This window comes from Methanococcoides sp., assembly GCF_030594565.1.
Taxonomy (GTDB): Archaea; Halobacteriota; Methanosarcinia; order Methanosarcinales; family Methanosarcinaceae; genus Methanococcoides; species Methanococcoides seepicolus.
In genome coordinates this window covers 1-13,396 of record NZ_JAUVEY010000050.1, presented here as the reverse complement: position 1 = coordinate 13,396, position 13,396 = coordinate 1, and the positions used below count along the sequence as shown (strand labels likewise).

At 41.8% G+C, this 13,396-nt stretch carries 15 protein-coding genes; 9 read left to right on the top strand and 6 right to left on the bottom strand.

The window, feature by feature from the left end; genetic code table 11:
- From QAS77_RS05825 to QAS77_RS05795, 7 genes are all read left to right on the top strand, one after another.
- The coding region (locus tag QAS77_RS05825) for an NAD(P)/FAD-dependent oxidoreductase (protein ID WP_305064444.1) at nucleotides 1-1,116 on the top strand (1,116 nt) is incomplete at its 5' end.
- Nucleotides 1,117-1,242: 126 nt separating this feature from the next.
- A complete protein-coding gene (locus QAS77_RS05820) occupies nucleotides 1,243-2,304 on the top strand; it encodes a 60S ribosomal export protein NMD3 (protein ID WP_305064443.1) in 1,062 nt (353 codons plus the stop codon).
- 23 nt (nucleotides 2,305-2,327) lie between these two features.
- Nucleotides 2,328-3,473, top strand: a complete 1,146-nt coding sequence (locus QAS77_RS05815; protein WP_305064442.1) for an ATP-grasp domain-containing protein — start codon at nucleotides 2,328-2,330, stop codon at nucleotides 3,471-3,473.
- 220 nt (nucleotides 3,474-3,693) lie between these two features.
- Nucleotides 3,694-4,191, top strand: a complete 498-nt coding sequence (locus tag QAS77_RS05810) for a transcription factor (protein WP_250868646.1) — start codon at nucleotides 3,694-3,696, stop codon at nucleotides 4,189-4,191.
- Nucleotides 4,192-4,193: 2 nt separating this feature from the next.
- Nucleotides 4,194-4,700 (top strand): TIGR00295 family protein, encoded by a 507-nt coding sequence (locus tag QAS77_RS05805; protein WP_305064441.1) that lies wholly within the window; start codon nucleotides 4,194-4,196, stop codon nucleotides 4,698-4,700.
- Between the two features lie 130 nt (nucleotides 4,701-4,830).
- Entirely contained in the window at nucleotides 4,831-5,463 is a 633-nt protein-coding gene (gene psmB / locus QAS77_RS05800) for an archaeal proteasome endopeptidase complex subunit beta (protein ID WP_250868644.1), read from the top strand.
- A gap of 101 nt (nucleotides 5,464-5,564) precedes the next feature.
- Nucleotides 5,565-7,475 (top strand): beta-CASP ribonuclease aCPSF1, encoded by a 1,911-nt coding sequence (locus QAS77_RS05795; protein ID WP_250868643.1) that lies wholly within the window; start codon nucleotides 5,565-5,567, stop codon nucleotides 7,473-7,475.
- Nucleotides 7,476-7,491: 16 nt separating this feature from the next.
- On the opposite strand, the gene QAS77_RS05790 is transcribed toward QAS77_RS05795, so the two are convergent.
- Nucleotides 7,492-8,145, bottom strand: coding sequence for an HAD family hydrolase (locus QAS77_RS05790; protein WP_250868642.1), 654 nt, complete (start codon nucleotides 8,143-8,145; stop codon nucleotides 7,492-7,494).
- Between the two features lie 141 nt (nucleotides 8,146-8,286).
- On the opposite strand from QAS77_RS05790, the gene QAS77_RS05785 reads away from it, so the two are divergent.
- Entirely contained in the window at nucleotides 8,287-8,421 is a 135-nt protein-coding gene (locus QAS77_RS05785) for a hypothetical protein (protein ID WP_276575156.1), read from the top strand.
- Nucleotides 8,418-8,630, top strand: coding sequence for a MoaD/ThiS family protein (locus QAS77_RS05780; protein ID WP_250869085.1), 213 nt, complete (start codon nucleotides 8,418-8,420; stop codon nucleotides 8,628-8,630). The genes QAS77_RS05785 and QAS77_RS05780 overlap by 4 nt, the downstream gene beginning before the upstream one ends.
- Nucleotides 8,631-8,708: 78 nt before the next feature.
- Here the strand turns inward: QAS77_RS05780 and QAS77_RS05775 are convergent, their stop codons facing one another.
- The 5 genes from QAS77_RS05775 to QAS77_RS05760 all read right to left on the bottom strand — a co-directional run.
- Complete coding sequence (locus QAS77_RS05775) at nucleotides 8,709-9,083, bottom strand: transcriptional regulator protein (protein ID WP_250869086.1); 375 nt, start codon at nucleotides 9,081-9,083, stop codon at nucleotides 8,709-8,711.
- A gap of 676 nt (nucleotides 9,084-9,759) precedes the next feature.
- Nucleotides 9,760-10,752: an aspartate-semialdehyde dehydrogenase gene (locus QAS77_RS05770; protein ID WP_305064440.1), complete on the bottom strand. Its 993-nt coding sequence runs from the start codon at nucleotides 10,750-10,752 to the stop codon at nucleotides 9,760-9,762.
- Nucleotides 10,753-11,194: 442 nt separating this feature from the next.
- Nucleotides 11,195-12,781, bottom strand: a complete 1,587-nt coding sequence (locus tag QAS77_RS05765; protein ID WP_305064439.1) for a sodium:solute symporter family protein — start codon at nucleotides 12,779-12,781, stop codon at nucleotides 11,195-11,197.
- Nucleotides 12,781-12,900: a symporter small accessory protein gene (locus QAS77_RS11550; RefSeq protein ID WP_331522285.1), complete on the bottom strand. Its 120-nt coding sequence runs from the start codon at nucleotides 12,898-12,900 to the stop codon at nucleotides 12,781-12,783. The genes QAS77_RS05765 and QAS77_RS11550 overlap by 1 nt, the downstream gene beginning before the upstream one ends.
- A 310-nt stretch (nucleotides 12,901-13,210) precedes the next feature.
- Nucleotides 13,211-13,396: molybdenum cofactor biosynthesis protein MoaE (locus tag QAS77_RS05760; protein WP_305064438.1), on the bottom strand; the 186-nt coding region annotated here is incomplete at its 5' end.

Sequence of the window (13,396 nt, the reverse complement as noted above, 5' to 3'; positions counted from 1 at the left end):
GAGATAGGGGAACCTGTAAGATGTGCTGAAGGTGTTGGTAAAAAAAGGTTGAGACAGCACATTGAACCGGATGAGAAGTGGCTGTGTGGTGAGGTTAGTAGTGCCAAGATAATTTCACCCAACGGTACAACCCTAACAATGGCTGAGGAGGATGCTGGATCTGAGGTTGGTTATGTCCTGGATCGGAAGATATTTGACCGTACTCTTGTGGAACTGAGTGGTGAAGCAGGTGTGGATATCATGGTAAAGGCAAGGGTTACCGGTCTTATCATCGAGGGCGAAACTGTTTGTGGTGTTGAGATGATGCATCTTGGCAAGACCTATTCAATTCGTTCTAAGCTTGTCATTGGTGCCGATGGTGTGGAATCCAAGGTTGGTAGATGGGCAGGTATTGACACATCATTAAAACCATCTCATATTGAAACATGCGCTCAGTTCCTTGTTGGTGGAGTTGATATCGACCAAAATTCCTGTTATTTTTATTTGGGCAACAAGGTGGCACCCGGTGGATATGTCTGGCTGTTCCCTAAAGGAAATAACATGGCAAATGTGGGTATTGGTATGCTCGGCAGTCGTTCCGGAAAGAAGAAAGCCATTGAATACCTGACCGAGTTCGTTGAGATGAACTATCCGAACTGTGCTATCTTAGAACAGGTGGCAGGTGCAGTTCCTGCAAGTGGTCCCATCGAAAAGACCATCGCCAGCGGTCTGATGCTTGTCGGGGATGCTGCAAGGCAATCTGATCCTTTCACTGGTGGTGGCATTAGCAATGCAATGGATGCGGGGATGTATGCCGGTGAGGTTGCAGCTGAGGCTATTGCTCAGAACGATGTGTCTGAAACGATGCTTCAGGAATACGAGAGACGCTGGCGTGGTTCGTTCGGTAATGAAATTGCCAATAATCTTATCGTTAAGGAGACTTTTTTCAGTCTGTCGGATGAAGACCTTGATTCACTTGCAGGGTCTATAAAGGACGTCGATTTCAAGGAAATGGACCTGATAGATTTCATAGCAGCACTTTTCAAGGCGAACAAGAAGCTTCTCTGGAACTTGCGACCATTGTTCACACAGAAGTTAAAGCAGAAGTTCTCTGGATTAACAAAATTCAAAAGGTAAGTGTGGATGTTATATTTAATATCCAAATTCTTTTTTTAGAGTAATTATCTCAAGTTAATGTACCCGACCTGCAATCACTTAGTGTACAAAAGACTAATATCCAACTACTGACCATTCAGACCTTTGATGAGTCAGATCTTATGCCCAAAATGTGGGGCGAAAACGGAAAAACTCTACAAGAACACTTGTAGGGAATGCTTTTTAAAAACATTTACTTTAGCTGAGCTTCCACTTGTTCTTCATGCAAATACCTGTGCCAAATGTGGGGCACGATTCGACAGGAACAAATGGAGGGATGTGGGTGACCTGGATGAGATAGTCATCAGGACTGTGGAAGATGCACTTTTGATACACAACGAAGCTGATGATGTCGAGATATGTGTCAACCCCCACCAGATGACCCCTCATTTTTACAAGGTGAGGGTAGAGGTCGATGCCATGGTGGAAGGTGAATCACTCCATCAGGACCTTAGGGCCGAAGTGCGTGTGATACGTGGAGCATGTGACCGATGTAGTCGCATGGCAGGCGGTTATTTTGAAGGTATTTTACAGATAAGGGCGACCAACAGACTCCCAACCGCAGAAGAGATAGATTCCTGCAAGATAATCTGTGCAGATATGGTGGACAGGTTATGGAAGAAGGGGGACAGACTTGCTTTTATAACCAACAGTAGCGATTCAAAGGATGGGGCTGATCTTTATCTTGGTTCTTGTAACGCATGCCGGCATATATGCAAGAGCATCTCCAATGAACTTGGTGGCAGTTTTACAGAGTCAGCTACTCTGCATAGTCACAAGGAAGGGAAGGACATATACAGAATGACCTATGCGATGAGGCTGCCGGAATTCATGTCTGGTGATATCATCCTCTTTAAGGGCGATGTTATAGAGATCAAGAACTCTGGTAAGAATACCAAGGGTATCTCTCTGTCAACAGGTTCGCGATTCCTGATCGAAACGAGTGGTCTGAAAGGGGCTAAACTTATCGCTAGCCGTAAAGATGCGGTGGCTGCGGTCCTTGTAGCTGTGGAGGGTGATGATATTATGGTACTTGACCCAACTACATATCTTACGGTCACATTGAAAAAACCAATGTTCTTTTCATCTTCAGCAGGCAGTGAGATTCCTGTAATAAGCACTGATCAAGGGCTTTTCGCATTGCCTGAGGATAGCGAACATAAACTCTAAGGTGGTGTCCGTTTCTGGAGAATGTGCTTATTATCGGATATAGCAGCCGAAATATTGCTTGTTCAGCATCCAAGGCAGGTTATAATGTCTATGCCATCGATGCATTCTGTGATAAGGACCTTCAGGAGAATACAGTCGATTCCAGAGCACTTCTAACATGTGAGGGTATCGACATAAAAAATATCGATAGGAAGGTCATTATCGAACTTATCGATAGTTTCGATGCCTTTCCTGATGCTATTGTTCTGGGGTCAGGTTTTGAAGAACTTGACCTTTCCGGTCTTTCCTGCAGGACATTGAACAATGCTCCTGCTGTTATGAAACAGGTATCTGACAAATCTTCCTTTGCAAAAGAGATGGAGTCTATGGGGATACCGCATCCGGTCTCCGGTATTGTCGATGAAGCGGAAGATATTGGATATCCTTTAATGGTCAAGCCAAAATGTGCAGGTGGAGGAAGGTTGAATAGGGTAGTTCAGAACGAATCGGAATTGAACACAGCTCTTGAAGAATTACTTCTTATGGATCCTACATTAGAACTTGCTGATATTATGGTACAGGAATTCCTTTCTGGATTTCCTGCAAGTGTTTCGCTTATTGCCAATGGGACGAACTCAGTTCCTCTCGCAGCCAATGAGCAGCTCATAGGCGTACCCTGGCTTTCCAGTCTGCCGTTCTCATATTGCGGGAATATCACACCTTACAGGACACCTTATACCGGTCAGATGTATGAGATCTCGGAAAAGCTTGCAGAGAACTTTGGACTTGTTGGGTCGAACGGGGTAGATTTTTTGCTGACGGATAAAGGTCCGTTCGTGATAGAGCTGAATGCAAGGTTCCAGGGAAGTCTTGATTCTGTGGAAATGGCGACCGGTATTAATCTTTTTGATATGCATGTCAAGTCCTTCGATGGCATCCTTCCCACAGGTACGCCTGATATTCTAAAATATGCAATAAGGGCGGTCATGTATGCTGATCGCGCAGTTAGCATCAATGAGCCAATATGTGAAAAGATAAAGGACATGTCTATTGCTGATATTCCCACTACGGGGTATGATGCCCTCCCTGATGATCCTCTGACCTCTATTCTTTGCAGTGGTGGTACGCGTGAAGATGTCATGGGAAAGACACTCGAAATGCGTAGTATTTTAAAGGATATATTTAAGTGAACTGCTTATGCTATCAAGCTTTAATGGCAAATAATCAGACTATAAATTAAATAAAGTTGGATTCTGTTACGAAGCTGCCAGATAATATTAAAATACGAAAATAGGCTAAAAAAACACTTATCTGTGTTTTCGTGGATTAGCTATAAATAACAAAATACCTAAGAAACCTAATCTTAACATATTTATCTATTCATGCTATCTTATTTACAAGGTGATATTAGTGACAGATTCAAATGATCCAGTCGTCCGGGGCTATCTAATGCAATTGATAGGTGAAGAGGGGATAGAGATGATAGAGAATATGCCGGAAGGTGAGGTCACCGATGAACAGATCGCTGAAGCCTCTGGTGTAATGCTCAATATCGTCAGAAGGACCCTTTTCATTATGAACGAGAACAACCTTGCCGTTTGCAGGAGGGAAAGGGATTCCAGCAGTGGGTGGCTTACTTACCTCTGGCAGTTGGATCTTAGTGATATTGAATCACATCTGGCGAAGGAAAAGAAAAGGATTACCAAGAACCTTGAAATGAGATATAATTTTGAGGTCGATAGTGTATTCTACACCTGTCCGGAAGGTTGTGTAAGATTCGAGTTCAAAGAAGCCAGCAAGTGTGAGTTCATGTGTCCGGTTTGCGGTGAGGACATGATGTTCGAAGACAATTCGGACACGGTTAAAAAGCTGCGTGATAGGCTCGATGCGCTTGAAGCGAGCAGCTAAAGATGCTATCAGCTTCTGATGCACTGAAACTGCTTAAAGATGAAGGTTGTGCAGACAACGTTATTCGGCACTGTCAGGTCGTATCAGAGATTGCTGTAAACATTGCACGCGATTTTCAGAAAAAAGGGCATAAGGTCGATGTCCAGCTTGTTGAAGTGGGTGCTCTTCTGCATGATCTCGGAAGGTCACGCACACATGACATAAGGCATGCTATTGAAGGTGCTTCAATTGGGGAAGGGCTTGGTCTTGATCCGCGTATAATCCATATCATAAGAAATCATATCGGTGCAGGCATAACTTCTGAGGAAGCAAAAGCCATGGGCCTTCCGGAAGTCGATCATCTTCCAATAAGCACCGAAGAAAAGATCGTAGCCCATGCTGATAATCTTGTAATGGGCGATGAGCGTGTTCCGCTTGAAAGATCAATTCAGCGAATGCGTGACAGGGGTATGAGTGAGGAAGCTATCCAAAGGGTGCAGGGTCTTGCTGATGAGCTTGGTTCTTATTGATCTTATGTAGTACTGTGTATATGGATGGAAACAGTTATATAATAAAAAACCTAAAGAGGGTTTGTATTGCGGGAAGCAAAACACATTTTTACCTATTGATTTTCTCGTTTTTTGCTATGAGGTATAATTAATGGATAATGATAAGCATTTAAAAGGTACAACTACTGTAGGTATAGTCTGCACTGATGGTGTAGTTCTTGCTACTGAACAGAGGGCAACCATGGGTCACTTTATTGCAAGTAAGACCGCAAAGAAGATCTATCAAATAGATGATCTGGTTGGAATGACAACTGCGGGTTCTGTAGGTGATGCTCAGCAGATTGTACGTATTATAAGTGTGGAATCCAAACTTTTTAAGATGCGCAGGCAGGAATCGGTAACTATCAAAGGCATTACCACCCTCCTTTCGAATATGCTTAGCGGTCAGAGATATTATCCACTTATGGTCCAGTTGCTTATTGGCGGCGTTGATAAGAACGGTCCTGCTATCTATTCTCTCGATGCTCTCGGAGGCAATATCGAGGAGACAAGGGCAGTTTCAACAGGTTCCGGTTCTCCAATGGCTTACGGTGTTCTTGAAGACCGTTACACTGAGGATATGACCGTAGTGGAAGGTGTTGATCTTGCTATCCGTGCTCTTCACAATGCTATGAAGAGAGATTCAGCATCAGGCGAAAACATTGATGTTGTTGTGATCACAAAGGACAAGTATGAAAGACTGGACCCTGAAGAGGTTATGAAAAAGCGTGAACTATTGAACTGATTTTAAAAGGACCATTCTCTTTCGGATTATGGTCCAATTCACACACTTTTTTAATATACTATAATATTTTTTTAACTTTTTTGAAATAGGAAGGCTGTTTAATGGCAATAGAAGACGTATTAGCGGATCTGAAAAAGAAAATTGAAGAAAAGGTCCCGGACAACACAACTATAACCAGTGTTGAATTTGAAGGACCGCAACTCGTTGTTTATACTGAGGATCCAAAGAACTTTGCAGACAATGGCCAGATCGTAAGGACTCTCGCGAAAACCCTCCGTACAAGGATCGTTGTTCGTCCGGATCCTAAAGTATTGGTATCTCCCGAAGAAGCTATTGGGAAGATAAAGGATACCGTTCCGAAGGATGCTGTTCTATCTAATTTTCATTTTGACCCTGATGTGGGAGAAGTTGTTATCGAAGCGGAAAAACCGGGTTTGGTAATAGGTAAGCACGGTGAGACCCTTCGTGAGATCACGAAAAAGATCGGTTGGACTCCTAAAGTGGTTCGTACACCTCCAATCAAATCAAGGACCGTGAAGAACATCAGAGAGTTCATGCGTACCAATCATAAGGATAGGAAGGAAATACTCAAGGCTGTAGGTCGTAACATTCACAGGGAATGTACTTCCAAGGACCACTGGGTCAGAGTGACCTCCCTCGGCGGATGTAAAGAGGTTGGCAGAAGTTGTTTCCTATTATCAACGCCTGAATCCAAGATAATGATCGATTGTGGTGTGAACGTCGGTTCTGATGATAATATGACACCATACCTCTATCTGCCGGAAGTTCAGCCACTTAACCAGATAGATGCTGTTGTGATTACACATGCACACCTTGACCATCAGGGACTTGTTCCGCTGCTTTACAAATACGGATACGAAGGTCCTATCTATTGTACATCCCCTACAAGGGATATAACGACACTTTTGCAGCTTGATTTCATCGATGTTGCTGCAAAGGAGGGCAAGAAGCCTCCGTACGAATCCACAAATGTGCGTGATGCACTCAAACATACTATTGCACTTGATTTTGAAGAAGTTACAGACATTGCTCCTGATGTCAAGCTGACATTCCATAATGCAGGACACATTATCGGTTCCGCAATATCACATTTCCATATCGGTGACGGATTACATAACGTAGTTGTCACTGGTGATTACAAATATGGCCCTACCAGGCTTTTCGATCCTGCCGTGAACAAGTTTCCGCGTGTCGAGACCGTAATAACTGAATCTACATACGGTGCTTCCTCGGCAGTACAGCCATCACTAAAAGAAGCCGAGAAGAACCTTCAGCAGATCATAAAGAGTACCCTAGATAACAAAGGTATCGTGCTGATCCCTGCCTTTGCTGTGGGAAGAAGCCAAGAAGTTATGATAGTTCTTGAAGATGCTATCAGGAGAGGGATCATCGATGATGTTCCTGTATATCTCGATGGTATGATCTGGGAAGCAACGGCGATCCATGCGACATATCCGGAATATTTGAACAATAACCTCAGGAAGCTCATATTCCAGAAAGGTCAGAACCCGTTCCTTGCAGAATGCTTCAAACCGGTAGATTCGAACGAGCTTAGAAAGAAGATCATAGAAGACCCGCATCCATGCGTTATCCTCTCTACCTCCGGTATGATGAACGCAGGACCTGTTATGGAGTATTTCAAGGCCTTTGCACCTGACCCTAACAACACGCTTGTTTTTGTCGGTTATCAGGCAGATGGTACCCTTGGAAGACGTATCCAGAAAGGCTGGAAAGAGATCCCTGTTTCATCCAAGAACGGAACTGAGGTTGTAAAGATGAATATGGGCGTTGAGGTAGTTGATGGTTTCTCCGGTCACTCTGATCGAAAACAGTTAATGGAATACTTCAAGAAGATGAAACCACAACCAGAACGTGTTTTCACTGAGCATGGTGATGAACGCTCATGCATCGATCTTGCAAGTTCATTGCATAAAAAATATCGTCTGGAGACCCGGGCACTTACAAACCTTGAAACTATAAGGCTGGTGTGATATCCACACCACCTTTTCATTCTTTTTTGAGATCCAATTCTCTTAGGAATTCCAGAAGTTCGCTGTGATCATTAAATACCTTATCTGCCTTTTCAAGTTTTTTCGGGTCAACGTGGGTTGATACAGCAACGCAATAAAGGCCTGCGTTCTTTGCGGATTCTACTCCCAGTGGCGCATTCTCGATAACAATACATTTCTCTTTCTCTACACCAAAATTTTCCACAGCCTTAAGATAAGGTTCAGGGTGAGGCTTTCCATGGGTGACGTCAGCGCCTGTGATAAGCAGGTCGAATATGTCAGGATAGAGCTTATTGAACATTTTATCGATTATAGGTCGGTCTGAACCTGAAACAACAGCCAAATTGTACTTGTCCTTTTTTTCTTTTAGGAAATCATACATGCCCTCGAAAGCAGTTACTTTTTCATATAGGAAGAAAAGTTCACGCTTTCTCATACGTAATTTTTCTATCAGTTCAGTAGTTGTTTCTCTTCCTGCCTTTTTAAAAATAAGCTTGATAACTCCTACGAAGTTTGAACCTTCAATATCATAGATCTCTTGCCTGACCACATCGATGCCAACTTCAGAGAAGGTCTGTATCCATGCATCAGCATGAAATGGCATAGAGTTCACAAGGACGCCATCTGCATCGAAGATCAATGTGTTGAACATAGTTGTCAGTTCGGGTCTAATATAACTTAAAGATTACTTGCAAGTACCTCATTTTAATTAGTACTAAAAGTAGTTCGATGGGTCAGGGGTTAGAAAAGATTAATTACTATACGATACAACTTATTTACTGAGGTGAAATGTATGTCTAAATGTGGTAAATTTAACAAACGTGATTCTGAACGTAAAGGCGAAAAAAAGGTTGAGCTTTTGGATGATAAATTGATACACGAAAACCTCGACGATCTCAAGGGAGAGGGTGGTGAAGTACTAGATTGAGCACAACAATTAAAGTCAAGATATTTCCTGATAACCCGGATGGACATATAATAAACGTTCCTGATGATTCTACGTATGAGGACCTTCTGAATATTATGGATATCAATCAGGAACTTGTTATTTTATTAAATGATGGAAAAGCTGTCCCTATCGACGATATAGTTGTCGAAGGTACGGTCACCATCTTAAAAGCGATATCCGGCGGTTAAAAACAAAGCTGATCAATACGATCTAGCCAAAAAGTAATGATTTAAATAAAAGTTGGATATCCTTATATTGGATATCCTTTATTTTGCAAGATCCTTTAATTTATCTATTATACGCATTCTTGCATCGTTCTCTTCTCGGATCTTTGCCTCATAATGTTTTACAATATCATTGAAAGGTGTTTTCAAAGTGTAGATCTTCGTAGGTCTGCCTTTACCTGTAACCTTTTCATTATGGATCGATATCCAATCGTGCTCGCGCATTGACCTCATTGCAACACTAACTTCCGGTTGACGGAGTCCAGTCTTCATCTCAATTTCTTGAGATGAGGCTTCGCTCACATTTGAAAGATAGGCCACAGTAGTCGCAAGGTTGCGCGTCATTCCCAAACTCTTCAACGAATCGATAATCTCTTCGCTAGAGTCATCTAATAGCTTTCCACCAGTGCTAATCATGTCCATCACCGTACCAATTATATATAAAGCACATTAAGTACCCAATTTAAGATATGCGATTATTATATTTAAATCCTCATGTATCACAACATATAGCTATGATTTTGGAATGAATGCACAATGATATATATAAGCTTTATTATAAATCGCAAGGACATTTCAAATATTGTGCTTAAAGTTATATAATATTTTATACATGTATATAATTATTTATTATACTATTGAATGATATTCATAGAATTTAGTCAATACATTAAAAGAGGGCGTACCATTCGCATCTTTTTAATTATATATTTTTTAGATTCATCTACGTTTTCTTAATATTATTTCCAGATATACGACAATGTGCGCACCTACTATGTCAATATAATTCAACATTTTCAACATATTTCTAAAATGTCGGGGGCTTCGGTATTAAGGTTTTGCAGGATTATAATAAAATGCTCATCAAGAATACATTTATATTCCATGTAAACAAATTGAACATAGGCAAAAGTCAAAATTTCAATTATGAAATAATCTATCTATCCCCTCTAGAACTTCGTCATATGACTTTTGCCTCTCGATCATATACCATTGCAATGTCAACTGAGGGATAGTTGGCTTAAAGATCAAAAAAGTAAATGGATGAAAGTCACAGACGACCTTCGATTATTTTTATATTAGTATTTTTATATTAGAGCTTTTCAGCAATTTGAACAGCATTCAAGGCTGCTCCCTTAAGGATCTGGTCACCGCAGACAAAGAACTCAAGCCCGTGGTCTCCAAATACAAGGTTCTGTCTTATTCTGCCAACTTCCACATCATACTTTTTAGTAGCGTTCAATGGCATTGGATAGATATTGTTCTCAATATCGTCCTTTAATTCAACACCTTCGACTTGTCCTAATAATTTTTTTGCATCAACTGCATCGATCGGTCTTTCTGTCTCTATGACAATGCTCTCACCATGCACTCTCATGGTCGGTATCCTTACACAGGTACAGCTGATAGGGATATCTGGTTCCGAGAATATCTTCCTTGTCTCCCAGACTACCTTCATTTCCTCACGGGTGTAATCGTTTTCCTGGAAACTGTCAATATGGGGTATCGTATTGAAAGCGATAGGATATGTAAAGACCTTGTTCTTAACCTCTTTATCTTCAAGATAGTTCTTCGTTTCTTCGGTCAATTCGCTCATGCCGGCTGCTCCAGCCCCGCTGGTAGCTTGATAAGTGCTGATGATGACCTTCTTCAACCCATATTCCTTATGAAGTGCGTATAAGGGGATCGCTGCAATGGCAGTTGTGCAGTTCGGGTTGGCAATAAGCTTAGAATCTCCGATTGCATCGGCATTTATCTCGGGTACCACCAACGGAACCTCATCATCGTATCTGAAAGCACTGCTGTTATCGATAACATAGCAGCCGGCACTTGTTGCCTTATCTGCATTTTCCTTGCTCCAGTCACCGCTTATCGCAAAAAATGCAATATTCAGTTGTGAATAATCTGCCATATCAGCATTTTCAATAGTAATAGCTCCAAAAGGAGTATCTATTGTCTTGCCTGCACTTCTCTCTGATGCAAAAAGCCTTAGTTCTTCCACAGGAAAGTTCCTATCGTGTAGTACTTCTATGATTTCCCTGCCTACTGCACCAGTAGCACCCATAATACCTACTTTGTAGCTCATTTTAGTTCATCCCTTAGTTGCTGGAAGTTCATAGAATCCCAATTCTTAAAAAACCTATCGACAATTCAAGTCCCAATGCTAAAACACTCTATCATCAACAAAGGTTTTTCACAACATTTTCATTTATGATAATATAAAATATCTTCTAATATCTTGGTTGATCTTCATAAGCGTTAAATTTATAAGTAGGAATCGGCAATGAGAATCCTGTTATATCAACAAAACCATATTTAGCGGGGGCAATCAGATATCCTTGAAGGTTGAGGTCTGGCAGATATTTCTCATATTGACAATAGCTTTGCTTTTTTGGTTTCTTGAATGTTTCTTATTCGGATGGATCTGATCTTAAAAGATCATATTAATGGAGCTATCCCTTACAAAACTTCCATTTATAAACAAAAAAAGAAGTGGATGGTGTCATCCACTAAGAATTCTTCAAAGTTCATTTCCCATAACAGTCTTTTAGATGCTCAGCTGAAGGTGGTGTTGTAGCAAGGCTTACGACAATTGCAACGATCATTGCAATTGGAGTTGCCACAATTATGGGGTCGACAACTGTCCAAGTACCCGTAAGCAAGGTATCCACTCCAAAAAGGGCTTTGCATATGCCAAGAGGTACTGCTTCCTTTGAATGTATGAATGTCAGCCAGAACAGGCTTCCTGCTGTACCCACCAGAAGACTTGCAATCGCACCTTCCCTTGTCATCCTCTTCCAGAACAATGCACCTACGTACATGGGTAGGAAAGCCGCTGCACAGAGACCGAAGAAAATAGCAGTTGCCCTTGCGATGATGCTTATGGGCAGTATATATGCAAGGATAACACTTGTAATAATGGTCAAAGCGATCCCAAGCCTCGTTATGTTCACCGTCTGCCCGACCTCCCCTTTCTTGATGAACTCGCGGTAGAAGTCATGTCCAATAGCTGTTCCCATTGTATGGAACTGTGAGCTCAACGTTGACATTGCAGCTGCAAGAAGTGTCAGCATGAACAGGACTACGAACAGCTCTGGCATGGCTCCGTTGATGAATTCCGGAATTATAAGGTCAGTATTTCCCTTGGCAGCTGCAACTGCAATAATTCCCTGTGTTTTCTGGAAATATACGTTTGAAAGTGCACCCACTGTAAAGGCTACTCCGGTCATCATCAGTATGAATGGTCCGCCTACAAGTACAGCACGGCTTAATGCCCTGTCATTCTCAACGGTCATGTATCTGACGGCAAGCTGTGGCTGTGCAAGAACCCCTATGCCTACACCAAGGACAAGTGTGGATACCAATGTCCACCAGATCGGTGATCCGAACGCTGGCATGGTTGTCCAGCCCAAATGTCCTCCGGCAACAAGTGACTCCGGTACAAGTCCTGTCATACCTGAAAGTGCTTCGTGTGCTGCCGTTACACCACCAAGCTTGATGTATGTAAGTGCAAGAAGTACGATCATTCCAATGAACATAAAAGCGCCCTGCAATGCATCGGTGTACATAACAGCAATCAGCCCGCCGGTAATGACATAAGCAGCTACTATGATCGCCAGTATGAGCACTGCAATATCATAATTGACTCCAAGCGTGGTCTCAACAAAACGTGCTCCGCCTATCAGAACAATGCCTGCATAAAGGGGCATGAAGATGCCAATAATGGCTCCTGAGAATCCCTGTATGAAGCGCGACTGGAATCGTTTGCCTAAAAGCTCCGGGAATGTTACGGCATTAAGGCGGGCACCCATACGCCTTGTGCGTTTTCCGAATACAACAAAAGCAATGAATATACCTACGACGATGTTCATCACTGCCAGCCAGAGAAGACCCATCCCCAAAGCTCCTGCAGCTCCGCCAAAACCAATTATCGCAGAGGTACTAATAAATGTCGCACCATAGGAAAGTGCAAGAATGTAGGGATGAATACTTCTTCCGGCTACCATGTAGTCGTCTATTTCTTTCGTTTTTTTGTATCCAAGTAATCCAAGGTAGAAGATTATCATAAGATAAATAAGTACGATCACTCCAAGCAAGGGTGTGCTAACTGCCATTAAAGTTCCTCCTGCTCTTCTTCATTCCATTTCAATAAACCATATACTATACAACCCAGGGCACTTATGATGCAAAGCACATAAGCCATCCAGATATAAGGGTCATCTATTCCTAGCATAATTATCACCATTTTTAATGTACATTAATTATGTCACATGTTAACATAAGCCATACATTAATGTTTCGTAGATCATTTAATGGAATTTATAGTAGACCCAAAATATATTAGAATAACATATCGATATCAGAACAAAGTATGGAGTTTTATCAAAATAAAAATGAATAAAATGAAGGAAATTAGGAAAACCAACTTGGATCCAGCATGCCAATAGATCTTGAAAGCACTTCCCGAGAACAGTGAGTTAATGATGCCTGGTCATTGGACCATACATCATTTTCATATTTTTATATTCGATATTCATATAGTTTCAGGCATGGTCATGGACCCAGAAATTACCATCGATGGTTATCTCTTTTTTCCATATGGGCACTTCTGATTTCACTCGATCCAATGTCTCACTAAGAGCTGCGAACAGTTGCTGTCGGTGGCCTGCTGCTATCACGATGTATACGATATCTTCAAGTGGCATTATCCTTCCGGCTTTATGATGAAT

Excerpts from the sequence above, each read along its gene's own strand:
- QAS77_RS05790 (WP_250868642.1), bottom strand. The coding sequence starts at position 8,145 with ATGTTCAACACATTGATCTTCGATGCAGATGGCGTCCTTGTGAACTCT.
- QAS77_RS05785 (WP_276575156.1), top strand. The coding sequence starts at position 8,287 with ATGTCTAAATGTGGTAAATTTAACAAACGTGATTCTGAACGTAAAGGC.
- QAS77_RS05805 (WP_305064441.1), top strand. The coding sequence starts at position 4,194 with ATGCTATCAGCTTCTGATGCACTGAAACTGCTTAAAGATGAAGGTTGT.
- QAS77_RS05820 (WP_305064443.1), top strand. The coding sequence starts at position 1,243 with ATGAGTCAGATCTTATGCCCAAAATGTGGGGCGAAAACGGAAAAACTC.
- psmB (WP_250868644.1), top strand. The coding sequence starts at position 4,831 with ATGGATAATGATAAGCATTTAAAAGGTACAACTACTGTAGGTATAGTC.
- QAS77_RS05770 (WP_305064440.1), bottom strand. The coding sequence starts at position 10,752 with ATGAGCTACAAAGTAGGTATTATGGGTGCTACTGGTGCAGTAGGCAGG.
- QAS77_RS11550 (WP_331522285.1), bottom strand. The coding sequence starts at position 12,900 with ATGCTAGGAATAGATGACCCTTATATCTGGATGGCTTATGTGCTTTGC.
- QAS77_RS05795 (WP_250868643.1), top strand. The coding sequence starts at position 5,565 with ATGGCAATAGAAGACGTATTAGCGGATCTGAAAAAGAAAATTGAAGAA.
- QAS77_RS05775 (WP_250869086.1), bottom strand. The coding sequence starts at position 9,083 with ATGATTAGCACTGGTGGAAAGCTATTAGATGACTCTAGCGAAGAGATT.
- QAS77_RS05765 (WP_305064439.1), bottom strand. The coding sequence starts at position 12,781 with ATGGCAGTTAGCACACCCTTGCTTGGAGTGATCGTACTTATTTATCTT.